At 66.6% G+C, this 24,053-nt stretch carries 24 protein-coding genes and 1 tRNA gene; 14 read left to right on the top strand and 11 right to left on the bottom strand.

Features of this window, described 5'->3' with window-relative positions:
• Positions 1-3 precede the first annotated feature (3 nt).
• The 4 genes from AAF184_16460 to AAF184_16445 all read right to left on the bottom strand — a co-directional run bounded on the left by AAF184_16460 (position 4) and on the right by AAF184_16445 (position 2,169).
• A tRNA-Thr gene (locus tag AAF184_16460) sits at positions 4-79 on the bottom strand.
• Between the two features lie 101 nt (positions 80-180).
• Complete coding sequence (locus AAF184_16455) at positions 181-933, bottom strand: PEP-CTERM sorting domain-containing protein (GenBank protein ID MEO0423932.1); 753 nt, start codon at positions 931-933, stop codon at positions 181-183.
• Positions 934-1,298: 365 nt separating this feature from the next.
• Positions 1,299-1,487, bottom strand: a complete 189-nt coding sequence (locus AAF184_16450; protein MEO0423931.1) for a hypothetical protein — start codon at positions 1,485-1,487, stop codon at positions 1,299-1,301.
• 262 nt (positions 1,488-1,749) lie between these two features.
• The gene (locus AAF184_16445) at positions 1,750-2,169 is read right to left on the bottom strand and encodes a Fur family transcriptional regulator (protein ID MEO0423930.1); all 420 of its coding nucleotides are present in this window, start codon (positions 2,167-2,169) and stop codon (positions 1,750-1,752) included.
• Between the two features lie 386 nt (positions 2,170-2,555).
• Between AAF184_16445 and AAF184_16440 the strand changes: the two genes are divergently transcribed.
• The 12 genes from AAF184_16440 to AAF184_16385 all read left to right on the top strand — a co-directional run bounded on the left by AAF184_16440 (position 2,556) and on the right by AAF184_16385 (position 15,712).
• Positions 2,556-3,098: a GspH/FimT family pseudopilin gene (locus tag AAF184_16440; GenBank protein ID MEO0423929.1), complete on the top strand. Its 543-nt coding sequence runs from the start codon at positions 2,556-2,558 to the stop codon at positions 3,096-3,098.
• A gap of 91 nt (positions 3,099-3,189) precedes the next feature.
• A complete protein-coding gene (locus AAF184_16435; GenBank protein ID MEO0423928.1) occupies positions 3,190-3,792 on the top strand; it encodes a GspH/FimT family pseudopilin in 603 nt (200 codons plus the stop codon).
• Positions 3,793-3,797: 5 nt separating this feature from the next.
• A complete protein-coding gene (gene pilV, locus AAF184_16430; GenBank protein MEO0423927.1) occupies positions 3,798-4,331 on the top strand; it encodes a type IV pilus modification protein PilV in 534 nt (177 codons plus the stop codon).
• A gap of 2 nt (positions 4,332-4,333) precedes the next feature.
• Positions 4,334-5,329 carry a PilW family protein gene (locus AAF184_16425; protein ID MEO0423926.1) on the top strand — a complete coding sequence of 332 codons (996 nt, stop codon included), beginning with the start codon at positions 4,334-4,336 and terminating at the stop codon, positions 5,327-5,329.
• A 30-nt stretch (positions 5,330-5,359) separates the two neighbouring features.
• Positions 5,360-5,842, top strand: coding sequence for a PilX N-terminal domain-containing pilus assembly protein (locus AAF184_16420; GenBank protein ID MEO0423925.1), 483 nt, complete (start codon positions 5,360-5,362; stop codon positions 5,840-5,842).
• A gap of 32 nt (positions 5,843-5,874) precedes the next feature.
• Positions 5,875-6,228 carry a hypothetical protein gene (locus AAF184_16415; protein ID MEO0423924.1) on the top strand — a complete coding sequence of 118 codons (354 nt, stop codon included), beginning with the start codon at positions 5,875-5,877 and terminating at the stop codon, positions 6,226-6,228.
• Between the two features lie 35 nt (positions 6,229-6,263).
• Entirely contained in the window at positions 6,264-9,851 is a 3,588-nt protein-coding gene (locus AAF184_16410; GenBank protein ID MEO0423923.1) for a PilC/PilY family type IV pilus protein, read from the top strand.
• Positions 9,851-10,339, top strand: a complete 489-nt coding sequence (locus AAF184_16405; protein ID MEO0423922.1) for a type IV pilin protein — start codon at positions 9,851-9,853, stop codon at positions 10,337-10,339. The genes AAF184_16410 and AAF184_16405 overlap by 1 nt, the downstream gene beginning before the upstream one ends.
• Before the next feature lie 215 nt (positions 10,340-10,554).
• On the top strand, positions 10,555-11,055 hold the full coding sequence (gene pilV / locus AAF184_16400; protein MEO0423921.1) for a type IV pilus modification protein PilV: 501 nt from the start codon (positions 10,555-10,557) through the stop codon (positions 11,053-11,055).
• Between the two features lie 12 nt (positions 11,056-11,067).
• Entirely contained in the window at positions 11,068-12,078 is a 1,011-nt protein-coding gene (locus AAF184_16395) for a PilW family protein (protein MEO0423920.1), read from the top strand.
• A gap of 34 nt (positions 12,079-12,112) precedes the next feature.
• On the top strand, positions 12,113-12,592 hold the full coding sequence (locus AAF184_16390; protein ID MEO0423919.1) for a PilX N-terminal domain-containing pilus assembly protein: 480 nt from the start codon (positions 12,113-12,115) through the stop codon (positions 12,590-12,592).
• Between the two features lie 33 nt (positions 12,593-12,625).
• Positions 12,626-15,712 (top strand): VWA domain-containing protein, encoded by a 3,087-nt coding sequence (locus AAF184_16385; protein ID MEO0423918.1) that lies wholly within the window; start codon positions 12,626-12,628, stop codon positions 15,710-15,712.
• 57 nt (positions 15,713-15,769) lie between these two features.
• On the opposite strand, the gene lspA is transcribed toward AAF184_16385, so the two are convergent.
• From lspA to murJ, 3 genes are read right to left on the bottom strand one after another with little or no spacing between them, the layout of a single operon-like run.
• Positions 15,770-16,312: a signal peptidase II gene (gene lspA, locus AAF184_16380; protein ID MEO0423917.1), complete on the bottom strand. Its 543-nt coding sequence runs from the start codon at positions 16,310-16,312 to the stop codon at positions 15,770-15,772.
• A gap of 29 nt (positions 16,313-16,341) precedes the next feature.
• The gene (gene ribF, locus AAF184_16375) at positions 16,342-17,319 is read right to left on the bottom strand and encodes a bifunctional riboflavin kinase/FAD synthetase (protein ID MEO0423916.1); all 978 of its coding nucleotides are present in this window, start codon (positions 17,317-17,319) and stop codon (positions 16,342-16,344) included.
• Between the two features lie 59 nt (positions 17,320-17,378).
• Positions 17,379-18,902, bottom strand: coding sequence for a murein biosynthesis integral membrane protein MurJ (gene murJ / locus AAF184_16370; protein MEO0423915.1), 1,524 nt, complete (start codon positions 18,900-18,902; stop codon positions 17,379-17,381).
• Between the two features lie 189 nt (positions 18,903-19,091).
• Here murJ and rpsT point away from each other — a divergent pair, with 189 nt between their 5' ends.
• Positions 19,092-19,358 (top strand): 30S ribosomal protein S20, encoded by a 267-nt coding sequence (gene rpsT, locus AAF184_16365; protein ID MEO0423914.1) that lies wholly within the window; start codon positions 19,092-19,094, stop codon positions 19,356-19,358.
• 65 nt (positions 19,359-19,423) lie between these two features.
• Here the strand turns inward: rpsT and cgtA are convergent, their stop codons facing one another.
• From cgtA to rplU, 3 genes are all read right to left on the bottom strand, one after another.
• Positions 19,424-20,506, bottom strand: a complete 1,083-nt coding sequence (gene cgtA / locus AAF184_16360) for an Obg family GTPase CgtA (GenBank protein MEO0423913.1) — start codon at positions 20,504-20,506, stop codon at positions 19,424-19,426.
• A gap of 124 nt (positions 20,507-20,630) precedes the next feature.
• Positions 20,631-20,894: a 50S ribosomal protein L27 gene (rpmA, locus tag AAF184_16355; protein ID MEO0423912.1), complete on the bottom strand. Its 264-nt coding sequence runs from the start codon at positions 20,892-20,894 to the stop codon at positions 20,631-20,633.
• Between the two features lie 41 nt (positions 20,895-20,935).
• Complete coding sequence (gene rplU, locus AAF184_16350; GenBank protein MEO0423911.1) at positions 20,936-21,253, bottom strand: 50S ribosomal protein L21; 318 nt, start codon at positions 21,251-21,253, stop codon at positions 20,936-20,938.
• 220 nt (positions 21,254-21,473) lie between these two features.
• Here rplU and ispB point away from each other — a divergent pair, with 220 nt between their 5' ends.
• On the top strand, positions 21,474-22,442 hold the full coding sequence (ispB, locus tag AAF184_16345) for an octaprenyl diphosphate synthase (protein ID MEO0423910.1): 969 nt from the start codon (positions 21,474-21,476) through the stop codon (positions 22,440-22,442).
• Between the two features lie 24 nt (positions 22,443-22,466).
• Here the strand turns inward: ispB and AAF184_16340 are convergent, their stop codons facing one another.
• Positions 22,467-23,834 carry an NAD(P)/FAD-dependent oxidoreductase gene (locus AAF184_16340; protein MEO0423909.1) on the bottom strand — a complete coding sequence of 456 codons (1,368 nt, stop codon included), beginning with the start codon at positions 23,832-23,834 and terminating at the stop codon, positions 22,467-22,469.
• Between the last annotated feature and the right edge of the window lie 219 nt (positions 23,835-24,053).

Here is a 24,053-nt window from a genome sequence, read left to right as displayed (position 1 = left end):
AGATGGTGCCGAGGGGCGGATTCGAACCGCCGACCTACTGATTACGAATCAGTTGCTCTGCCGACTGAGCTACCCCGGCCTGGACGCTCGAAGCCGCGCAGTCTACCCCAGAACGAAGCACTGACCAACAACCCAGGTCCCGCCGCGCTACCCGCCATAGGGGCACCTTGCGGACGGGTTTTAGGGTCGACCTACACCCGTCGAGGGGTGGCGCCGCCGAGCCACGAGCGCCAGCGGAATTCCGGCCACCAGGAGCCACAAGGCCGACGGCTCCGACACTGCTTGCGACGTCGGAGAAAGCGCCAGCTGCACCTCTCCGCGCGCGCTGGCAGCGCCCAGCCCGGGCCAGGAGAAGGTGTAGGCGTGGTACCACATCGCGAAGCGCCCACCGGCCGCGAGCACACCGGAGATGCCCGCGTCCTCAGTACCACCGCCGAGCGCCAGGCGACCGGCAGAGCGAGCGACGTGTTCCTCGCTGACCACGAACTGCCCTTGCAGTAGATCGTAGATGAACACGTGCAGCCGGAGGGCACCGCGCCCGGCCAGCTCGTAGAATCCGCTCAGCCGAAACGCCACATCGCGGTGGGTGGAGAACTGCTGGTACCCACGCGAGTGGGTGAGACCGAACGGGCCGTCCGCCCGCGAGTGGGAGAAGGCCAGCTGAAGCGTCCCCTCCTCGAGATCACTCCGACGGGTGACGTCGGTGCGTGCTTCACCGTTCGAGGCGGCCGTGACGACGCTGACCTCGCGCACACCACCGTGGGTGCGCACCTGCTCGGACGTGTAGACACCCTGCCCGCGCGCGCTTACCGTGTGCGCACTGCCGCCAAAGGTCACGATGGCGGCGTTGGCGCCGGCGGCGGCGACCAAGGCGATCAGGCCGCCTAGCGCGGCCCCCATCAGGCGACTATTAATTTTGATCGGTGACAACATTCGCTGCTCTCCGTAGCTATCGTCGAGAGCCGCGCATCCAGCGCTCTCGACATCCTGAAACCGATGATGCCATCCATCGAATCGCTGAATTGAGACCAAATCGGCGTTATGGCGCCCACACTGTAAACAAAGGTGGCGGCAGCAGGCGGAACCGCACGGCGAGTCTCCCCCTCGCTTCGGCTCCGCCCGCGCCGCACGACCGGCGCGACGGGCGGATCGGAGGGGGTGAGCAAAACCGCATCCTCACCCTCTCCGATCGACCGTCGCCAACACCGGCACCACGCACACCCCGGTCAAGGTGATGAGGCGTCCTAAACCTGCTCGAAGACGAACAGAAACGTTGGGCAATGCGCGTCCCTCTAGCGCTACGTTGGTGCGCGTGTCAGGGCGGGAGCGTCGGTCGGCGCTACGACGGACGCCGGTGCGGGAAAGCCGCCCGGCTCCACGATCGTGTTCGGCGTGGCAAACGCTCGCGCAAACGCCACCATCGTGACCGAGAAGACGAGCAGGGAAAGCAGGCTCACCAGACGCCGCAAGATGGGATAGTTTGACATCATCTTCTCCGCTGCTCGCCCGAGGCCGATGCCCTGGGACATTGACGAGATAGGCAGCAAGAGCCGTGCCCGACTCGCGTACACGGTTGAAGACTCAGCAGTTAGTGAGGCGCCGGGGAAAGGCCCGGCTGGCCGGCGCTAACGCGGGCCGTAAGGTCGACCGACATTAAGCGCGTCGATAGGTAAAATGCGGCAGGCGGTGCGGACATATCCCGCCCCTGAGGGCGGGATATGTCGTCGTCGGGCTTGGGTGGAAGGTCCCCTAACGCTGTTCGCTGCGTACCCGGACCACCACCTGCACGCTGGCGGCGGCGGTGCCCTCGGGCAATTCGGGCAGCTCGCGAATCTCGATGGCCTCCGGCGGGATATCCGTCAGCTCACCCGTGTCCACGTTGTAGAAGTGGTGATGCGGTTCGGTGGTGGAGTCGTAGTACGTTCGCGTGGGGTCCACGGTGACCTCCCTCACCAACCCGCGCTGGGCGAACAGGTTGAGGGTGTTGTACACGGTGGCTTTGGACACCCGAGCACCGCTCACACGCAAGGTGTTGAGCAGGCTATCGGCACTCATGTGGCAAGGCTTGTCGAGCAGCACGACGCCAACGTCCAGACGTTGGCTGGTGGGAGTGACGCCATGGGCCTCGAGCTTGCGCTTGATACGATCTCTTACGGCGGCGCTATCCATCTGTGTAACTCTCTGTTTTTGATGGTTTATTGGTGGATTCAAACCCAGTCCATTGGGGCATAGGAGTATAAGTTGTCAGGATTCGAGGTGCCAAACTTTTAGACACGACCTGAAGCGCCTAGGAAAGTAGCGAGAGGGATTCCACCTCGCGACGGCGGACGCTTAGCGCGCAATGCTGCTGCGCCACAGACGACAACGCCGTTCCCGGCCCCGCCTGATTACGATGTTCCACCGACGGCAGCGGTCGCGGCCGCGCGTGAGCACGCACCGGACCGCCCGGAGCAAATGCATTCGAAAATTGCGGCTGGACCGCTGGATACGGGGCCCGTGAGCGCTGATGGCGCCCCTTAGGCTGGACTCCTCCTGGCAGATGCGGAGTTCAGGTCATGGCGCTACCAAGCCGCGGCGTCACGCTGCTCGACGTTCTCGTCACCCTCGCCGTCGGCGCCATCTTGCTCGCCGTTGGCGCACCGAGCTTTCGGCACACGATCGGCGGCGGCGAGCGAGCGGCAGCGGTGAACGGCCTGCTGACCGCCCTGCACAGGGCGCGACGATCGGCGCTGACGCGTGCGCAGCCGGTGGTCCTATGTAAGGCGTCCGCGGACGACGACTGCGTACGCGGGGCCGATCTGGGCTGGAGCGAGGGCCTCCTCGCCTTCGTCAATACCGACGAGGATGATCCGCCTCGGCGAGACCCCGATGAGCTCGTCATCTATCGCGGCACCCTCCCCGAAGCCGTGGCGGTCACGGCTAATCGGGAAGCGTTCGTCATGCGGCCCTACGGAAAGCGCTCCACCAACGGCACATTCACCGTCTGCGACCGCCGCGGCTCGGCCTACGCCCGGGCCATCATCGTCTCCTGGACGGGTCGACCGCGGGTCGCCGACACCCTGGCTGACGGCGAGGAACTGACGTGCTCTTCGTCATAACGCAGACGGGTTTACTCCGCTCGGAACAAGCGCTTAGCCGCTCGTCGGCGCTCACGATTAGGGGGTTAAACGAGGTGCGTATACTCGCCGCATGGACCCACGTCACGAAAACGGCGTCACGCTCGTTGAACTGCTCGTCACTATCGCCGCCCTGGTGATTCTGGCGAGCTTGGCCGTGCCCAGCTTCAACACCGTGCTGCAGAACAACGGCCTGACGGCCAGCGTAAACACCCTGATCACCGACATCACCCTGGCCCGGGCCGAGGCGCTCAAGCGCAACGCGCCGGTCACCATCTGCCGCACCAACAATGCCAACGCCGACTCGCCCAGCTGCGGCGCCGGCGATCGGTGGGACGAAGGCTGGGTCGTGTTCATCGACGAAGACGGTGACGCCAACATCGATGGCGGCGAAGAGGTGCTGGCGCGTGAAGGTGGCCTGCCCGCCCGCGGCGTGCAAGTTACCGTGCTGGCGGCTGACGCGCCGCTCGATGACGCGCTCACCTACCTGCCGAGCGGGTTCCCGGATTTCAACAACGCCGTCGACGGCGGCCGCGACCTGTTGTTCTGCGACCAGCGCGCCAGCGATGAATTCGCGCGCGTACTCAACGTCTCGCAGACCGGCCGCACCCAGGTTCGGGCGCGCAGCGAGCTCGGCGCGGACGCGCTGACCTGCGAGCCTGCAGAAGAAGAATAGGCACGATGAAACGCTCGACCATTCCGCGTCACGCCCGAGGCGTGCAAAGTGATCGCGCTCCGGGCGCGCCAGGCCAGCAAGGCTTCTCGCTCATCGAGGTGCTCGTCGCGCTGTTGGTCATGTCCGTCGGTCTGCTCACGGTGGCGGCCCTGCAGGTGTTCAGTCTGCAGGTGGAGGCCCAAGCCTTGAACGGCACGCGCGCCACACTGCTCGCCGCCGATATCGTGGACCGAATTCGGGCCAACCCGGCCGGCGCGGCCACCTACCAGCTCGGTCTCGGCGTCGGCGCGCCGCCCACCGAGGTGGTGTGCGCCGACACCCAGGATGTCGACGTGACCGCCCCCTGCACCCCGCAAATCCTGGCGGCTTACGACCTCTGGGCATGGCGCCAGGCGATGACCGCTGGCAATCCCCTGTCCATTCCCTCGGGTGACGGCTCGATCGAGTACCTGCCGGGCACGCCCAACGCACACCGAATTACGGTGCAGTGGCTCGAGGAGAACGAGACCAAGACCTACACGATCACGGTGGGGCAATAGCCATGATCGTACGTTTCGCCTCTTCTGCACCTCGGCGGCGAGTACGCGGCCAGCGCGGCGTCAGCCTGGTGGAGTTACTGGTCTCCAGCGCCATCGGCATCTTCCTCACGGGCGGTGCACTGCTCGTCTACATCGAGTCCCGCGACGCCATCCAGGTGAGCGCCTCGATCGCGCGCCTGCTCGAAAACGGCCGCTTCGCCTTCAGCCTGATGGAGCCGGACCTGCGGGCGGCCAATTTCTGGGGCTTGCACGACTTCCCCACGGTCATCGAGGGCCGCGCCACTGACACGACGCCCCTGAACGTAGCCATCGCAGGTGATTGCGAAGGCGACTTCTCCCTCGACGTGGAGACGCCCCTGGCCGGCGCCAACGGCGCGCGCCCAGCCGGCTGGGCCTGCATGACCGACGACCAGCACCGCGCGGGCAGCGACATCATCATCGTGCGCCACGTGGCGGAGGATGCGATCGCCACGGCAGATCTCGACGCCGGCCGCATCTACGTGCGCTCGGACGAATCCCCGCGCGGCGCCCTGTTCGTTGGAGCGGAACCGACGGGGTTCAGCCCCTTCGCGGAAAACCACGCCCTGGTCTCCAACGTCTACTACGTGCGCCCCTGGAGCTTCGCCGCCGGCGACGGCTTGCCCTCCCTACGACGCAAGATACTGCGCGAAGCGGGCGGGCAGATGACCCTCGTCGACGAGGAGGTGATCCCCGGTGTCGAGGACATGCAGATTCAGTTCGGCGTGGACATGAACGGCGACCAGGCAGCCGACGCCTACGTTGACGCGGACAACGATCCGATTCTCGACGCTCCCGGCGCCGACGTAGTGTCTATGCGCGTCTGGCTGCTGATGCGTGCCGAGGACCCCGAGATGGGCTACAGCGATACCCGCAGCTTCACCCTGGGTGATGTGGTGCGCACTGCTGGTGCAGGCGACATCCCGGACAACTTCCGGCGCGTTCTGCTATCGCGCACGATCGCCGTACGCAACCCCTGAGACAACAACAGCAAACACTCGGAGAGTCGCATGAGCAAAGCGCCTTCTGTTTTCCTTAAGCCCATCACTGCCCGCCGCCAAGGCGGAGCGGCGCTGATCATCGGCCTCGTCCTGCTGGCCGTGCTCACCATGCTCGGCATTACGGGCGTGGTCACCTCCAGCAATGACCTGCGCATGATGGGCAGCGCACGCGAGGCGCTGAACGCCTTCGAGGCCACCGAGTCCGCCCTGGCGGCCGCGATCGGCTCCAACGCCGCCATCGAACTCCTCGACACCACCGCCCCCGGCGACGAGGTGCGCGCCCCCGTCACCTTCGATCTCTGGGATGACGGCTTGGTCACCTCCACCGCCACCACCACGTTCAGCGGATTTTCCGACGCTGTGCCGATCGGGTGGGAACAGGGCGCGAGCGTGACCGTGCACTTCCAGGTCGACAGCACCACCGTCACCTCCCAACGCGGAGCTAACGCCGACAATACGGCGGGCTTCTACATCGTCGCTCCCACGCCCTGATCAGCGACGCGACTACCTGAAGGACCACACCCATGAACCGAACGAATCGTATCGCTCGATGGCCCGCAACGTTGTCGCTGCTTCTGGCCCTGGGCGCGAGCACCGGCGCCAACGCACTGCACCCGAATGAGATGGTGATTCGCGAGCACGCTGCGGAGAGCCCGTACCTGGACCTCGCCCTGACCTCCACCACCTCCGGGACGATTCGCACGCGCCGCTGCGATCAGTGTCCTGAGCTCACGCTACGCGTGGACAGCAACACGGTGGCGAGCCAGGGGGGACGACGCCTCACCCTGTCGCAGGCCGAGCTCAACCGGGATCGGGGCGCCACCGTGTTCTACGATCCGAAATCACTCGTCGTCACCCGCATCCTGCTGCGTCAGTGAGCGGTTACCACCAGAGGGAAGCTGGAGGAATCATCATGGGTAATCGCATCGACGCCGCCGCGGCGCCCGAACATCGCCTGACAACATCGTGGTCAACAGGATTGATCGCCTGCACCGTCACGCTCCTCGCCGGCGCTGCCGCTGCCGACGACACGGAGATCTTCGTCCAAGCCATTCCCCCGGCAGACCCCAACGTCCTGATGATCCTGGACACCTCGGGCAGCATGGGCAGCGAGCTGGTGGTGAGCGAGGAGTACGACCCCGGCACCATCTACGAGGGTGCGTGCGTCCTAGACCGCATCTACTACGTGCGCCAGGACAGCAACATCCAGCTGCCCGAGTGCACCGGCTTCAGCCTGCAGTACACCCTCGCCACGTCGTTCTTCTGCGACGCCGCCAGCGAGGGCTTGCTCACGGCGGGTCTGTACACCGACCGCTTCGCCCAGTGGGACAAGAACGACAAGCAGTGGGAGAAGATCGCCGTCGCCGAGTTCGGTGACCCGCCCGGTGAGCTGCGTCCCGTCGAGTGTGAGTCGGACCGTGGCGTGCACGGCGATGGCATCGACACCGAGCGCACGTACGCCATCGCGGCGCTCGACGATGTAGGCGGTGAAGACGAAGAAGAAGACGAAGACGGTGACCTGGGGGACGAAGACGAAAACGACGAGTTCCCCTGGACCGAAAGCGATGAGAACGAACTCGACTGGGACGGCGAGGACATCTACACGATGTACAGCGCCAACTACATCAACTGGATCAACGGCGATCGCGGCGAGCGCGTCAGCACCCGCATGGAAGTGCTGAAGGACGTGGGTCAGGACCTGATCGCCGGCGTCGGCGGCGTCAACGTCGGCCTCATGCGCTTCTCCTCAAACTCCTCCGGCGGCATGGTCGTGCACCCGGTCTCGAGCGTAAACGACCCGGCCAATCGCACGGCCCTGATCGACGCCATCGAGGAGCTCCAGCCCGGCGGCGACACGCCCCTGGCGGAGACCATGTTGGAAGCGCAGAGCTACCTGACGGGCGGCCCAGTGAACTTCGGCCTGGACTCCCTCGGCAACGGCGGTGACCCGCTGCCCTCCGCGCCCGGCTCACGCGACGGCGACATCTACCGCAGCCCGCTCACGGAGCTGTGCCAGGCCAACTACGTGGTGCTGCTCACCGACGGCCTGCCGGTGGAAGACCAGGAGGCGGACGAGGCGATCGCCGGCCTGAACGGCGGCGAGTGCAGCGGCAGCTGCCTCGATGAGCTGTCGCTTTGGATGTCCGAGAACGATCTCGCCGATTCCTTCGAGGAAACCGAAAGCGGCGATGAGGTGAACAACAACGCCCTCACCTACACCATCGGCTTCTTCACGGATGATCCGCTGCTGCTGGACACCGCCACCGCCCTGCGACCGGGCCTGGAGCTTCCCGGCTACTACACGGCCAACGACACGCTCGAACTCGCCGACGCCCTGAGCGAGGTGTTCGAGGACATCAATGCGGACAACGACTCCTTCCAGTCACCGGCCGTGGCGGTGGATGGCTTCAACCGCCTCGTGAACAGCGATGACCTGTTCTTCACCATGTTCGTGCCGAGCGCAAGACCGCACTGGTCGGGCAACATCAAGAAGTATCGACTCGCCGAAGTGGCGGGCCCTGAAGGTGCCGAGCCCACGATGGAGATCGTTGACGCTGACGGGCGCATGGCGATCGACCAGGAAGGTAAGTTCTTCGGCGATGCGCGCAGCTTCTGGACCAGCGAGGCGGACGGCGCAGACGTGACCAAGGGCGGTATCCGCAACCGCATGGGCACGGCACGCTCGATCTTCACCGACACGGCCTTTGCCCGCGGCAACGTGGATCTGTGGCTTCCGGAGAACCGCTTCGAGGTGGCGAACGATCTCGTCACCGCCGCCATGCTCAACGTGGAAGTGGACCAGCGCGACGCGGCCATCCAGGTGCTGAGCGGCCTCGACAGCGAAGGCAATGCAGCGCCCCTGTTCGGCGATCCCCTGCACAGCAACCCCACGCTGGTCACCTTTGCCGACACCTCCGGGGACACGAGCCTCAAGATGTTCGTCGCCACCAACGACGGCTACTTCCACGCCATCAACGTGCAGCCCGCCGATGACGCCGAGGCGCTGGAGGATTGGTCCTTCATCCCCTCGGAGCTGCTCGGCAAGCTGTACGGCCTGCTCGACAACGAGGTCCTCAATCCCTCCCGCAAGGGCTATGGCCTCGATGGCCCCCTGAGCTTCTGGATCCAGGACGACGACGGCGATCGCGTGGTGGAACCCGGCGAAACGCTGTGGGTGTACTTCTCCATGCGCCGCGGCGGGCGCGACTACTTCGCCCTGCGCATCCCGGGCGACAACCCGAATCAGCCCACCCTGGCCTGGACCCTCAAGGGCGGCACGGGAGACTTCGCTGAAATGGGTCAGAGCTGGTCTGCGTCCACCGTCGCCAGCATGACGGTCGGTGGCGAAGCACGCACCGTGCTGGTGATGGGCGGCGGCTACGATCCGCTCACCCAGGACGCCGTTGGCCCAACGAAGGCCGACGACATGGGCCGGGCGGTCTTCATCATCGATGCCCTGACCGGTCAACGCCTGTGGTGGGCGGGCCCGGCAGAGGCGGCCGGCGGCACGCCGAACCTCGTGATCGACGGCATGGTGAACAGCATCCCGTCGGACGTGGCCGTGGTGGACACCGGGGGCGACGGCCTCGCGGATCGCCTTTACGTGGGTGACATGGGCGGCCATGTGTGGCGCTTCGATATCACGGACCTGCCCTCGAGCTCCGAAGGACCTGGGGACACCAGTGGCACGCTCTTCGCCGATCTCGGCGCCGAGGGCGACACGGGCAACCGTCGCTTCTACTATGCGCCCAGCATCTCGCGCGTGCTGGACGAGGTGTACGGCTCCTTCCTAACGGTCGCCTTGGGCACCGGCCACCGCGCCAGCCCCCTGAGTACCACCGTGGACGATCGCTTCTACATGCTGCGCGACGGCAACATCTTCGCGCCGCCGTTGGACGAAGACGGCGTCACCGTGTTGTATCCCGATCCCATCCTGGAGAGCGCCCTGCTCGACATCACCGAAAACGTGGCGCCGAGTTCGGAGCAGCTAAACGGTACCCAAGGCTGGCTCCTGCGTCTCGCCACGATCGGCGAGAAGAACCTGTCGGCAGCCCTCACGGCTGATGGCAAGATCTTCTTCTCCAGCTACCTGCCACAAACGGACTTCGAGCCCGCGTGCAACTTCGCCGGCGTGCTGGGCGAGGGCCGCCTCTACACGGCTGACCTCGTGAGCGGCGCCCCGGTGCTGCTGGACGATGGCATCGACGACGGGGGGATCACCCCGGAAGACCGCTTCCAGGATCTCGACGCGGGTGGCATCCCGCCCACGCCGCGCCTGATCTTCACCGAGTGCGATGGCCCCTGTCTGTCGGAGAATCCCGGTGGCGACGACGGCGATGAGGACGGTGACGGCGGCGAAGAAGACGATGTAGAAAACGGCGTCAGCGGCACCGGCTGCGAAAATCCCTTCAGCCAGGTCACCCTCCTGATCGGCACGGAAACCGGCGATCCGGGCATCTGCAACGCGCCCGTGCGTACCTTCTGGCGCCAGAACAAGTGATGGGCGCCCCATCGCTTACGCTACGGCGCCAGCACATCTCCACGACGGCGGCGGGCCCCTCGCGCCCGCCGCAGGCCACCGCCGGCTTCACGCTCACCGAGATGCTGATCGTGGTGGCGATCATCACCATCATCGCGGCCTTCGCCCTGCCCAACTACGGCAAGCAGATGGAGCGCACACGCCGCACGGACGCCCAGGACGCCCTGCTGCAGATCGCTGCTGAGCAAGAGAAGTTCTACATCGACAACAACACCTACACCGCCACCCTGTCCCAGCTGGGGTTCCCCGATGAGGTGTCTTCCAACGGCTACTACGCGCTGGCGGCCACCGTGCCGGATGCCGGTGATAGCTACACGATTACGGCCACGCCCGTGGCCGGCGGCGCCCAGGCGAACGATACCCTTTGCACGTCCCTGAGCTACGACCACACCGGCCGCCGCACCGCGACGGACGGCTCCAACGACACCACGGCTGAGTGCTGGCGATAGCTAGCACCTGAGCCGCCGATACGCCCCTAAGCGGGCTTATCGGTAAACCGAGAAGCGGGTCACAGCCGGTCATAAGCAACCGACTGTGAACCGTGCACGGGGCACCGTGCCGCTCATCACGCGTTCCCTCCCATTCGTCCACACCCTCTTCTGCGTACCGTCGAGGGTGCCAGCATCGGCTCCGCTTACTTAGCCATTACGCGGAGTGCTTCACGATGCGACAGCGCGTTCACCGTCAACGCGGCCTATCCCTGGTCGAGGTCCTGGTCACCCTGGTGGTGATCTCCATTGGCATGCTCGGCATCGCCGCCCTGTACGTGGAAAGCCTTCGCGTGGGCTACACGGCCCTGAGCCGCACGCGTGCCGTCTCCCTCGCGGCAGACATGGCGGACCGCATCCGCAGCAACCCCGCGGGCGAGGCCACCTACGCCGCAGACAACAACGCCGCGGGCACCAACCCGCCCTTCGCCTGCGCCGAAACCGCCGGTGGGGCGGCCATCGCCTGTACCCCGGATGAGTTGGCTGAGTTCGACATCTGGCAGTGGAAGACCTTGATCGGCAACTCCAGTGAGGATTCGGCGATGCAACTCGGTCTGCCGGGCGGTGTCGGGATCATCGAGTACGACGACACCACCTTCCCGAGCACCTTCGTGATCACCGTGAGCTGGACCGAGCGCGACGAGGCCCAGTCCTACTCGCTCGCCCTGGCCATCTGAGGAGACGCAAAGATGACACGCACACCCAAGGGCAACGTCAACATCGCGGCGCGCGGCGTACGGGGCTTGAGCCTGATCGAGATCATGGTCGCCCTGTTCATCGGCACCTTCCTGCTCACCGGTGCCTTGAGCATCTACGCCAACGGCTACGGCACGATCCAGGTCACGGCCCGGGTGGCGCGTATGCAGGAGAGTTCGCGCTACGCGATGGAACTCCTGGAGCCGGACATTCGCGCCGCAGGCTACTGGGGCGCAACCACGGACACGGAGTCCATCGACGGTCGTGCCACCCCGGCGGACACGGTGGACATCGCCATCGACAACGACTGCGAGAACAACTGGGCGGTCCACCTGGAGCGACCGATCGAAGGGGCGGACGGCGCCAACCCCTACAACGCCACCTGTCTGATCGGCTCCAACCGCTATATCGCGGGCTCAGACATGCTGATCGTGCGCCACGTGGCGGACACGGCCACGGCAACGGCCGACCTGCAGGCGGGCACCCTCTACATGCGCGCGGACGAAAATCGGGGTGAGCTATTCGTGGGCACCACGGAGCCGGCAGGCTACGCGCCCACCGCCGGCAACTTCGCCCTGATCGTGCACGCCTACTACGTCTCGCCCACATCGGACTTCGATCCGGCCCTTCCCTCCCTGCGCCGCCTGACGTTGGAGAGCGGCGCCAACCCGACGGTTGCCGATGAGGAGGTGCTCGCGGGGGCCGAGGATCTGCAGGTGCAGTTCGGCATCGACACGGACGCGGACGGCTCGGTGAACAGCTACGTCGACGCGGACCCCGCCCTCGACTACTCCCAGGTGATGTCCGTGCGCGTTTGGCTGCGCATGCGCACGGACCAGGACGAGGACGCCTTCGTCGACAACGCTACCTACACCTACGCCGATGTCAGCTTCAGCCCGTCCAACACGGCAGACCCTGACGACGATCGCCTGCGCCGCATCCTGACCAGCAAGACCGTGGCCCTGCGCAACCGCGTGGTGGAACTGAACGGCGGCGCGCTCTAGCGCGCCCACCCCGAATCAACACGAGGAATCACCGATGCAACAGCGTCAACTCGCCATTCATCGCCAGCCCGTCGTACGCCGGGCACTGAGCGCCTCACGCCAGCGCGGCGCCGCCCTGGTGGTCGGCCTGGTGCTTTTGTTAGTCATGACCCTGCTCGGCGTGACCGGCATCAGCAGCAACACCCTGGACCTGGTGATGGCCGGCAACACCCAGCATTCCCAGGATGCCTTCGAGGCCGCCGAGTCCGCGATTCAGGCGGAGGTACTTCGCGGCCCGCTGGACGACATCGCCGTGCCCCGCGTGACCGAGGACTACCAGTTCACGGCGGGCGTCACCGCGGACACGACCACCACCTACAACAGCACCCAGCTGCCGCCGCCGGGGTACTCGCTCACCGAGTACCGCTCGGACCATTACCAGATCGACAGCTTGGGCGAGTCGGCCCGCGGGGCGCGCTCCAATCACCTGCAAGGCTTCTACGTCGTGGTGCCCTCAGGCCTCGGCGACGACTAAGTGCCCACCCCCACCCAGGCAAGGAGTGACATCGTGCACCAACGTGACCTTCGACCGTGGCGCCGCGTACTGTTGGCTGGCGCCACCGTAGCCGCCACCTTCGCCGCGGGTTGGGCTCAGGCGGAAGACGCCGAGCTGTACCAAACCGCCGCCAACGAATTCGGCCCCGACTACTACGCCAACGTCCTGTTCGTCATCGACACCTCGGGCTCGATGAACGAGGACGTCGACGGCCGCTCGCGCCTGGACATCGTCAAGGAGGTGGTCACCCGCTTTCTGAACGAGTTGGAGTACGTAAACGTCGGTCTCATGCGCTTCGACTCCGGCTACATGACCGGCCCGCTCCTGCCCGATGACTTCAACGAAGGCGGCGGCATGGTGCTGCACGCCATCGAAGACATCTCGACGGCACGCGACGACATCCTCGCCCAGGTGGCGGCCCTCACCGCCACCGGCACCACCCAGCTCTCTGAGACCATGTACGAGGCCGCCTCCTACATGATGGGCTGGGACGTGTACTTCGGCCTGGACACCTACGCGGGCAGCTTCGACGAGGAGCCCCTGCCCGAGAACTTCTCGCCGAGCGACCCCGACTCCCACGACGGCACCACCTATATAAGCCCCGCCCGCCAGTGCCAGGAGAACCACATCGTCTACCTCACGGACGGGCAACCGCAGTTCGACTCCGAGATCACCGACGTGGTCCCCACCTGGCCCGGCTTCGAAGGCATCTGCACGGACAACCCGGACTGGAACTGGAGCTTCTACAGCGTAGACGGCGACGGCGACTGCCTCGACGACATCGCCGCCTACCTCTACGAGAACGACATCTACGGCACGGAAGCGGACGGGTTCCAGAACGTCATCACGCACACGATCGGCTTCTTCCAGGACCTTCCCCTGCTGGAGGACACGGCCGTGCGCGGTGGCGGTCGCTACTACCTGGCCGATGACGCGGACACGCTCCTGAGCGTGCTCGAGCAGATCTTCGTGGAGGTGGCCGACGGCGGCAGCGCCCTCACCTCCCCGGGCGTCTCCGTCAACGCCTTCGATCGCACCACCCACCTCGATCAGCTCTACTACAGCGTGTTCGAGGCCACCGGGACGTCGCGCTGGAAGGGCAACCTGAAGCGCTATCGCATGGGCGAAAACGCCGGCGGTGACCTGGTGGTGATCGATGCGGACGACATGGAAGCGGTGGACCAGAACACGGGCTTCTTCCGCGAGGAGTCGCGCAGCTGGTGGTCGCAGGCGCCGGACGGCTTCTCCGTGGAGGCCGGCGGCGTCGGCTCCCTGCTACCCGCCGAACGCAACGTCCTGACCGAGTGGGGCGGCACCCTCCTGCCCTTCACCACAACCAACCTCGACCTGTTCGCCGACTACCTCCTCGCCAACCTCGACATGAACCTGCTCAACCCCGAGGCCGCTAGCGACAACGATCGCCTCAAGGAACTCCTGCAGTGGGTGTCCGGCAAGGACGTGAAGGACGACGACGAGGACGGCGACACGCAGGAGCCGCGCAGCCAGCTCGGCGACCCCATGCACTCCAAGCCCGTGGTGGTCACCTACGCTCGTGGTGAAGACGAGCCCCAGGCCGTGGTCTTCGTCGGCTCCAACGAGGGCTTCCTCCACGCCTTCGACGGCCAGACGGGCGCCGAGCTCTCCGCCTTCCTACCGCTGGAGCTGGTGGAGCACGTCGACGACTGGTACGCAGACTACGAGACCACCACCCGCATCTACGGCGTGGACGGCCCCATCGCTGCCTGGGTCCGCGACGGCGGCGACGGCGAAATCAACGCCGGCGACGGCGACAGCGTCTATCTCTACGTAGGCCTTCGCCGCGGCGGCGACTACCTCTACGCCCTCGACTACACCGATCCGCTCAACCCGCAGATCATGTGGAAGCGCTCGGCCGCGGACAACGGCTTCGCCCAGCTCGGACAGACCTGGTCACCGATCACCCGCACGCGGGTGAAGACCGGCACCTTCGGCAGCGAGCTGGACCAGGACGTGCTGGTCTTCGGCGGCGGCTACGACGTCCGTCAGGACAACTACTCCGCCTACGCGCCCGACTCGGTGGGCAACGCCATCTACATGATCAACGCCTTCACCGGCGAGCTGGTGTGGTCCGGCAGCGCCGCCAACACGGCGGACACGGTCACCCAGGCCTACCTCGAGGACATGGAGTCGGCGATCACCGGCGCCATCCGCGTGGTCGACCTCAACGCCGACGGCTTCGCCGACCGCCTCTACGCGGCGGACCTCGGCGGTCGCGTGTGGCGCCTCGACGTGCACAACCCGCGCGAAGAGGGCGACTACTTCCACATCACCGGCGGCGTGCTCGCCTCCCTGGGCGGTGCGGCGGGCGGTGACAGCAGCGACAACCGTCGCTTCTACTACGCCCCCGACGTCGCCCTCGGCGAAGCCGCCGGGCGCGACTTCTTCAACATCACCGTCGCCTCGGGCTATCGCGCCCATCCGAAGTACGACGGCCTCAACGATTACTTCTTCGTGGTACGCGACTTCTATCCCTTCGACGACTTGGGTCTGAGCGAGAACCCGGCAGCGGAGTACGTGGACAAGTACGGCTTCACCAAGGCCGACTTCGCCTACATCGGCGACCTCGCCAACAACCCCGATAGCCTCGTCAGCGGCTACTACATGCCGATGGTGACGGCGGCGGGCGAGAAGGTGCTGTCGGAGACGCGCATCTTCCAGAACACGGCCAGCTTCACCAGCTACCTGCCCGACGATGGCACCACCCAGGCCTGCTTCGCTGCCCTCGGCAACGGACAGCTCTACAACGTCGATCTAGGGACGGGTGCCGTAGGCGTCGAAGAGCTCGACAAGCCCGGCATCCCCCCGGAAGTGGTCTACATCTTCACCGAGGATGAGGGCGCGGGTTACATCCCGCCCACCTGCTTCGGCGACTACTGCGGCGACGACCCACCGCCCGAAGGCGACGGCGGCGGCGAGGAAGAAGAAGTCGCGGAGGGCCCCGGCGGGCGGGACATCGGCTGCGTGGTCGGCCCCGAGAGCTGTGACGCTGCGGGTGCGGAGCTGCCCGTGAAGACCTTCTGGCGTCAGGAAGATACGGACGACGTGGGCGGCGGCAACTAGCCTCCCCTCGTGGCAACCCGGTCGCGGTGGCGCCACCTCGGCGCGCCGCGATCTCGATCAGTCGCCGCTGCCGCCCTTCGCCGCCTTGCGCAGGGCGGCCTCTTCCGCCGAGCGGCTGAAGAACCCGTCGATGATCAGGAGGATCGCGCCGAGGGTCAGGGCGGAATCTGCCACGTTGAAGGCCGGGAAGAAGTGTTGCTCGTAGTGCACGTGGATGAAGTCGATCACCCACCCGTACTGCACTCGATCGATCACGTTGCCGAGCGCCCCACCTAGCATCAGCGCCAACGCAGCACTCAGAATGCCCCGCCCACGCAGCAGGCGCAGCCAGAGCACGATACCTATCGATACCGCCAGGCCAAGCCCGACAAAGAGCCAGTGCTGCCAACCGGAAGCACCGGCGAGGAAGCTGAACGCCGCGCCCGTGTTGTGCAGTCGGGTGATGTTGAAGTAATCGTTGACCACCATCACCTGGGCGTACTCGAAGTGCTGCACGATGTAACGCTTGGTGAGTTGGTCCAGCACGATGACCAGCGCCGAGAGCCATAGCCACGCGCCGTTGCTACGCCAGCCGAGCACCCAGCGCACGACGGGGTGCATGGCGCTGGGCTGTGATCCTTCCGGCGAGCTCATCCTGTGCCTTCTCCTTGCGAGTGTTGTGCCGAAGGACTCTCGTCATCGCGCGCCAGCGCCTCAAGGGCTGCGGCGGCATCTTCATCCATCTGGCGGGTGAGCGCTTCCAAGCTGTCGAAGCGTACTTCATCGCGCAGGTGTTCGACGAACTCCACGCGCAAGCGCTTGCCGTAGAGATCCCCGCTGAAGTCGAACAGGCATACCTCCAGCAGCAGGCCCTCGCCGTTGACCGTGGGGCGGCTGCCGAGGCTCGCCACCCCGGGCCAGCGCGCCTCATCCTCCCCCGGCACGACGCCTGCCACGCGCACGGCGAAGATGCCGTGCAGCGGCGAGTGCAGGCGACGCACGGGGATGTTCGCCGTGGGGTAGCCCAAGGTGCGCCCTAGCTTCTGGCCGTGGATGACGCGCCCGCTCATCGCGTAGGGCCGCCCCAACAGGCCTTGCGCTCCGACGAAGTCATGGGCGGCCAAGGCCGCCCGGATCCGCGTGCTGGACACGCGTTCGCCATCCAGACACACCGTGGGTGCCGCGTCGACCGCGAATCCGGCGCGCTCGCCATGCGCCTTGAGCGTGTCGAAGGAGCCGGTGCGATGGCGGCCGTAGCGCGCGTCGGCGCCGACCAGCACGTGGGTGACGCCCAAGCCGTCGACCAGCAGGCGCTCGACGAAGGTCTCCGGGGCGAGGCTCGCAATGCGCTCATCGAAGCGCAGGCAGACGACCTGATCGACGCCGAGCGTGGCAAGTACGTCGAGCTTCTCGCCGAAGCGCATCAGGCGCCGAGGCGCGCGGACAGGATCGAAGTACTCGCGTGGCGTAGGCTCGAAGAGGAGCACGCTGGTGCGGCTGGCGCCGAGCGCACGCAAGCGCTCGATGATCGCCTGGTGACCACGGTGCACGCCGTCGAAGTTGCCGAGCGTCAGTGCCGTGCCCCGGTGCTCAGGGCGCAGATTGTAGAGGCCCCGAATCAGCTGCATCGATCAAGCAAGGTGCGGGCGGTACAAGCGCGAAAGTATAGCGCGGCCATCGTAGACGCTCAGGCGGGCGTGGCCAGGTGCCGGGGCCGCAGGCCGAACAGCCACAGGGCGGCGGCGTAGCTTGCCGCCCCGCCCAACACGCACACGGCGAGATGCCCGGCCCGCTGCCACGCCGTTGCGACCAACCAATCGTCCGCAGGTCCGGCGAGCCACCACACCAGCACCCCCATCAGCGTCGCCGCCGCGAGCAGGCGCGGCAGCAGGGTGCGCCATGCCGCACTGGGCGTGTACACCCCTTCGCGGCGCAGCCCACGATAGAGCAGGCCCGCGTTGACGAAGGCCGCGACGCCGGTCGCCGCCGCCAGGCCCGCGTGGGGGGCGGCGAAGCTCACCTGCAGGAACACGAGTACGAACACGCCGTTCAGGATGATGTTCACGCCCATGGCGATGATGCCGATGCGCACCGGCGTGCGCGTGTCTTGGCGGGAAAAGTAGCCGGGCGCCAGCACTTTCACGAGCACGAAGCCGAGCAAGCTCAGGCCGTAGGCGGTGAGCGCGTAGCCCGCCATCACCGTGTCGTGGGCGTCGAACTCCCGGTACTGGAACAGGGTGGCGATGAGCGGCACGGCGAGCAGCGTGAGGCCGATCGCCGCCGGCACGGCGATCAACGCCGTCAGGCGCAGGGCCCAGTCGAGGGTGGCGCTGAAGGCCTGGGGCGCCTCTCGGTCGTAGCGCGCGGAAAGGCGCGGCAGGATCACCGTGGCCAGGGCCACCGCGAACAGCCCCAAGGGGAACTCGAGCAGCCGATCGGAGAAGTACAGCCAGCTGATGCTGCCCGTCTCCAGGTAGGACGCGATGTGCCGGTCGACCAGCAGGTTCAGCTGCGCCACGGAGGAGCCGAAGATCGCCGGCAACATCAGCGTGAGCACGCGCTGGACGTTCTCATCCCGCCAGCCCCAGCGCGGCCGCGGCAGGCGGCCGATGGCGCGCAGGAACGGCAGTTGGAATGCGAGCTGCGCCGCCCCCGCCACGAGCACGCCGACGGCCAGGCCCATCTCCGGTCGCGCCAGTCCCGTGGAGAAGAACACCGCGGCGCTGATCAGCACCAGGTTGAGCAGCACCGGGGTGAAGGCCGGCACCGCGAACCGCTCGTGCACGTTGAGCACGGCGCCCGCCAGCGCCGTGAGCGAGATGAACAGGATGTAGGGGAAGGTGAAGCGCAGCATGTCGACGGCAAGGTCGAAGCGATCCGCCGCCTCGCCGCCGCCGAAGCCTGAGCTGAACCCTAGGATCAGCACGGGCGCCCCGATGACGCCGAGGACGGTGACCCCGATCAGAATGCCGCCGAGGGTGCCCGCCACGCGGTCGATGAACGTGCGCTCCGCCTGCGCGTCGCCCGCCTTGCGCACCTGGGTGAGCACGGGCACGAAGGCCGGCGAAAAGGCGCCCTCGGCGAACAGCCGACGCAGGAAGTTCGGGATCTGAAAGGCGACCACGAAGACGTCCATGCCCGCCCCGGCTCCGAACAGGCGAGCCAGCACCACGTCGCGGATGAATCCGAGCACCCGCGACAGCAGGGTCATGGCGCTGACGATGGAGGTGGACCTGAGAAGACTGCGTGCCACGCGGCAGGAAACCTAGGCGATCATTGACACGACGCAGCGTCGCGCGAATAATTGTGGATTACCCGGCGCCCTTGTGTGTGCCCGCGGGGCTAGCTTCCGCGGCCAGGCGCCTTGTTCGTTCACGCAAAGCATTCGAGGCAAAGACTCTTGGCTAACTCCAAGCAGGCCACCAAGCGCGCCCGCCAGGCCGTCGGCCGCCGCGCCCACAACATGTCGCTCCGCTCGCGCATGCGCACCATGATCAAGCGCGTCCGCAAGGCCATCTCCGAGGGCGACGCCGCCGGCGCCAATGAGCACTTCAAGGCTGCCGCCCCCGTCATCGACGGCATGGTGAGCAAAGGCGTTCTGCACCGTAACGCCGCTGCGCGCTACAAGAGCCGCCTGAACAGCGCGATCCTCAAGCTCAACGCCTGAGGTCTCGTCGCGACCGCCTCGGTTCACGAGCGCGGTCGCAAGCTCGCTGGGTCGCGCGAGCGCCATCAAGGCGCGTCTTCCCAGCCCGTCGCCGTGGATCCCGTCGCGGCGTCCTCGCCTTCCTCCTGACGCTCCGCCTCCTCGCGCATCTGCTCGAGGCGCTGCATCAGTGCGCCTGCCAGCTCCTTGCAGCCCGCACCGGTCACGGCCGACAGGCGCCACACGGGGCCCTGCCAGGCGAGCGTGTCCGTGATCCGCGCGATCTCGGCCTCCGCGTCTTCGTCGCTCAGCAGATCCAGCTTGTTGAACACCAGCCAGCGCTCGCGCCCGGCTAACTCGGGCGAGAACTTCTCGATCTCGCCCGCGATGGTGGTGACCGCCTCCAGGGGATCGCCTTGGGGCGGTGCCAGGTCCACCAGGTGCAGGAGCAGTCGCGTCCGCTCCAGGTGCTTCAAGAAGCGAATGCCTAAGCCCGCCCCTTCCGCAGCGCCCTCGATGAGTCCGGGCACGTCCGCCAGCACGAAGCTCTGATGGCTGCCCACACGGACGACGCCGAGGTTTGGGTGCAGGGTGGTGAAAGGGTAGTCCGCGATCTTCGGTCGGGCCGCCGACATGGCGCTGATGAGCGTGGACTTGCCCGCGTTCGGCATCCCCAGCAATCCCACGTCCGCCAGCAGGCGCAGTTCCAGCTGTAGCTGACGTGCCTCCCCGGGCTGGCCCGGCGTGAACTGGCGCGGGGCGCGGTTGGTGCTGGACTTGAAGTGCACGTTGCCGAGGCCGCCGTCGCCGCCGCGGGCGACGATCAGACGGGCGTCGGCGTCGGCCAGGTCGCCCAGGGTCTCGCCGGTGTCGACGTCCTTCACGATGGTGCCGACGGGCACCTTCACTTCGAGCGATTGGCCGCCGCGCCCGGTGCAGTCCTTGCCGCGACCCGCCTGCCCCGTCTCCGCGCGGAAGCGCCGCTGGGTGCGGAAGTCGACGAGTGTGTTCAGGCCCTCGTCCGCCACCAGGATCACGTCGCCGCCGCGCCCGCCGTCGCCCCCGTCCGGGCCACCCTTGGGCACGTACTTCTCGCGGCGCATGCTGGCGCAGCCGTCACCGCCCTTACCGGCGCTGACGCGGATGGTGGCTTCATCGACGAACTTCACGACGATCCCTCGCTCAGGCTAGTGATTCAACCGTGGCCCAGGCCCAGAAACAACAAGGCCCCGAGCGCGATGTCGGGGCCTCGTCGGCGTTCCGGCCATGCGGCTCACGCCGCTGGCGGGGCGCTCAGCTCTCGGCAGCCACCACGTCGACGAAGCGACGGGCCTTCGGGCCACGCTTGGTGAAGCGCACTTCGCCGTCAGTGAGGGCGAACAGCGTGTGGTCACGACCCACGCCCACGTTCACGCCGGGGTTGAAGGCCGTGCCGCGCTGGCGAACCAGAATGTTGCCGGCTCGCACCTGCTGGCCGCCGAACTTCTTAAGGCCCAGGCGCTTGCTCTCTGAATCGCGGCCGTTCCGAGTACTACCGCCTGCTTTCTTATGTGCCATTGCTCGATCGCTCCGGTGTTGTTAGCTGCACTCCGCGCCGCTCACGCGTCGCAGGAGATACCTGTGATTTTCAGTTCCGTGTAGAACTGACGATGGCCCTTCATGCGGAGGTAACCCTGGCGGCGGCGGAACTTCACGATGTCCACCTTATCGCCCTTGGCCGTCTCCTCGATCGTGGCCGTGACCTTACCGCCAGCGACCAACGGGGTACCGACCGTGACGTCCTCGCCGTCACCGACCATCAGCACGTCCGTGAATTCGTAGGTGGAGCCGGGCTCGCCCTCGAGCTTCTCCACGCGCAGGACATCGCCCTCGCTAACCCGGTACTGCTTGCCACCCGTCTTGATGACCGCGTACATGGTTGTTTCTCCTAATCCAGTTGGGCAAAGACGCGGGAGTATAGCGGCGCCGTGGGTGCACCGCAATCAAGCTGATACGCCATTGGAAGTTGCGTCGCCGCAGAGCCGCTTGCACCGCCTATGGCAGACTCATTACGATGCCTCAGCCTTAGTTTAAAGGACGCCGTAGAGCACCCCCCTGCCGATGGTAACGAACCTCAGCCAGGCATCTCCCTCGGAGATGGCCCTGACGGACATTCGCGCGCTGATCTCCGCGGATCTTGCCGCGATCGACGACGAAATCCGTCGACAGCTGCACACCCGCGTGCCCCTGATCGACACCATCGCACATTACATAGTGACCTCCGGCGGCAAGCGCCTGCGGCCCATGATCGTGGTGCTCGCTGCGCGGGCCCTGGGCTACGAGGGCGACGCCCACGTGAAGTCCGCCGCCATCATCGAATTCATCCACACGGCCACCCTGCTCCACGACGACGTGGTGGACGAGTCCCACCTGCGTCGGGGACGCCAGACCGCCAATTCGGTCTACGGCAACGCCGCCAGCGTGCTCACCGGCGATTTCCTCTACTCCCGCGCCTTCCAGATGATGGTGCAGATCGGCGACATGCAGGTCATGGAAGTGCTTGCCGACGCCACCAACGTGATCGCCGAGGGCGAAGTACAGCAGCTAGTGAACTGCCACGACCCCGACACCACCGAGGCCCGCTACCTCGAGGTGATCCGCCACAAGACCGCCAAGCTCTTCGAGGCCGGCGCTCAACTGGCAGCGATCTTAGGCGGGCAGCCCGCCGAGGTGGCCGAGCAACTCGCCGTGTACGGCATGCGCCTCGGCACCGCCTTCCAGCTGCGCGACGATGCGCTGGACTACGACGCCAGCGCCGAGGAGATCGGCAAGAACATCGGCGACGATCTCGCCGAGGGCAAGCCGACGATGCCGCTGATCCACGCGATCCGCGCGGGCACGCCGGAGCAGGTGGCGCTAGTACGTCGTGCTATCGAAACCGGCGGGCGGGACGAAATCGACGCGGTGATCGCCGCGGTTCGCACGTCCGGCGCGCTGGACTACACGCACCAACGAGCTCGGGAAGAGGCGGACGCCGCCCTCGCCGCGCTGGCGCCCCTGCCCGACTCGGTGTTCAAGGATGCCCTCGCCTCCCTGGCGAGCATTTCCGTTAGCCGAAGCTACTAGCTCGCTCGCGCGGTCCAGCCGCCCCTAGTGCAGCTTCACCCGAGGCCGCACGACGCGGGCGATGTGCCCCACCACCGTCATCACCGCCGCCCGGAACCACCCGTGCACCGCGCTTAGGTGCATGCGGTAGAGGCTGATGTACATGATGCGGGCGATACGCCCCTCCACCTTCATGCTGCCGCCGATGAGGTTGCCCATGAGGCTGCCCACGGTGCTGAAGCGTGAGAGGTTCACCAGGGCGCCGAAGTCCGTGTATTTGTAGGGCTTGAGGGGCTTGCCCTCGAACTCGCGAAGCAGGTTTTTCACCAGGCATTCCGCCATCTGATGCGCCGCCTGGGCGCGCGGCGGCACGTAGCGTTCCGGATCGTCCGGCATCGGGCACGCCGCGCAATCGCCGATGGCGAAGATCGCGGGGTCGCGCGTCGTGCGCAGGGTCGGTTCGACCACCAGCAGGTTGCCGCGGGTCGTCTCCAGGCCGCCCAGGTCTTTCAGGAACTCCGGGGCCTTCACGCCCGCCGCCCATACTTTCAGGTCGCCCTCGATGAAGGGACCGTCGTCCGCGAGCTTCATACCCTCGCGCGTCACCTCGATCACGCGCGCATTGCAGAGCACCTTCACGCCGATGTTCTCCAGCTCCTCGTGGGCCGCGTTGGAGATGCGCTCCGGCAGGGCCGGCAGGATGCGCGGGCCCGCCTCCAGCAGCACCGTGCGCAGCTGGGACTGATCGAAGTTGTCGAGGCCGTAGTAGCGCAGTTCGTCCGTGGCGTGGCGCAGCTCCGCTGAGAGCTCCACGCCGGTCGCCCCGCCGCCGACGATGGCCACGTCCACGGTCGGCTTCTCCGCCGGGTTCGCCTGGGTCTTCAGCGACGCTGCCACGCAGAGGTTGAGCAGCTTCTGCCGGAAGCGCTCCGCCTGCTGGCGACGGTCCAGGAAAATGCAGTGCTCCGCCACGCCCTTGGTGCCAAAGTCGTTCGAGACGCTGCCCACCGCCATCACCAGGTAGTCGTAGCGGATGCGCTGCTCCGCCATGATCTCCTCGCCGTCCTCGTCGATGGTCGGCGCGACGATCACTTCCTTCGCCTCGCGGTCGAGGCCCGACATCTCGCCAAATAGGTAGCGGTAGCCGAAGCGGTGGGCGTGCTCGCGGTAACCCACCTCGTCCAGGCTCGAGTCGAGGGCACCCGTCGCCACCTCGTGGAGGAGGGGCTTCCAGATGTGGGAGGAATTGCGGTCGACCAGCATGATGTCGGCCTTGCTCTTGCGACCCAAACGACGGCCGAGGGCGGCGACGAGTTCCAGGCCACCGGCACCCCCGCCGACGACGACGATGCGGGGTTTGGGAGCGGCGGAAGGGCTGGCCGCCGTGGCGGCGCTCGAGGCTGGCTGGGACAAGGCGGGACGCGCTCCGATTTCGACTGGCGGGACGCGACATAGTCTACACGGTGCGGCGCACCATTTAATGCGAACTCGTGCGTGAGCCGCTATCGACAGGCGGGGTGGCTTCGGCTATTGTGTGCGGCCCTGTGCGGCGGCGACCGTTCCCTCTCCGGGGTTCCCGAGGTGGCCATTCCTATCCAGCTGCACAGGTGCGGGGGTCTTCCCGCCATTTGT

Source organism: Pseudomonadota bacterium (assembly GCA_039815145.1).
Lineage (GTDB): Bacteria > Pseudomonadota > Gammaproteobacteria > Steroidobacterales > JBCBZW01 > JBCBZW01.
The sequence above is the reverse complement of the archived record's forward strand: the minus strand, read 5'-3'. Positions and strand labels throughout refer to the sequence as shown.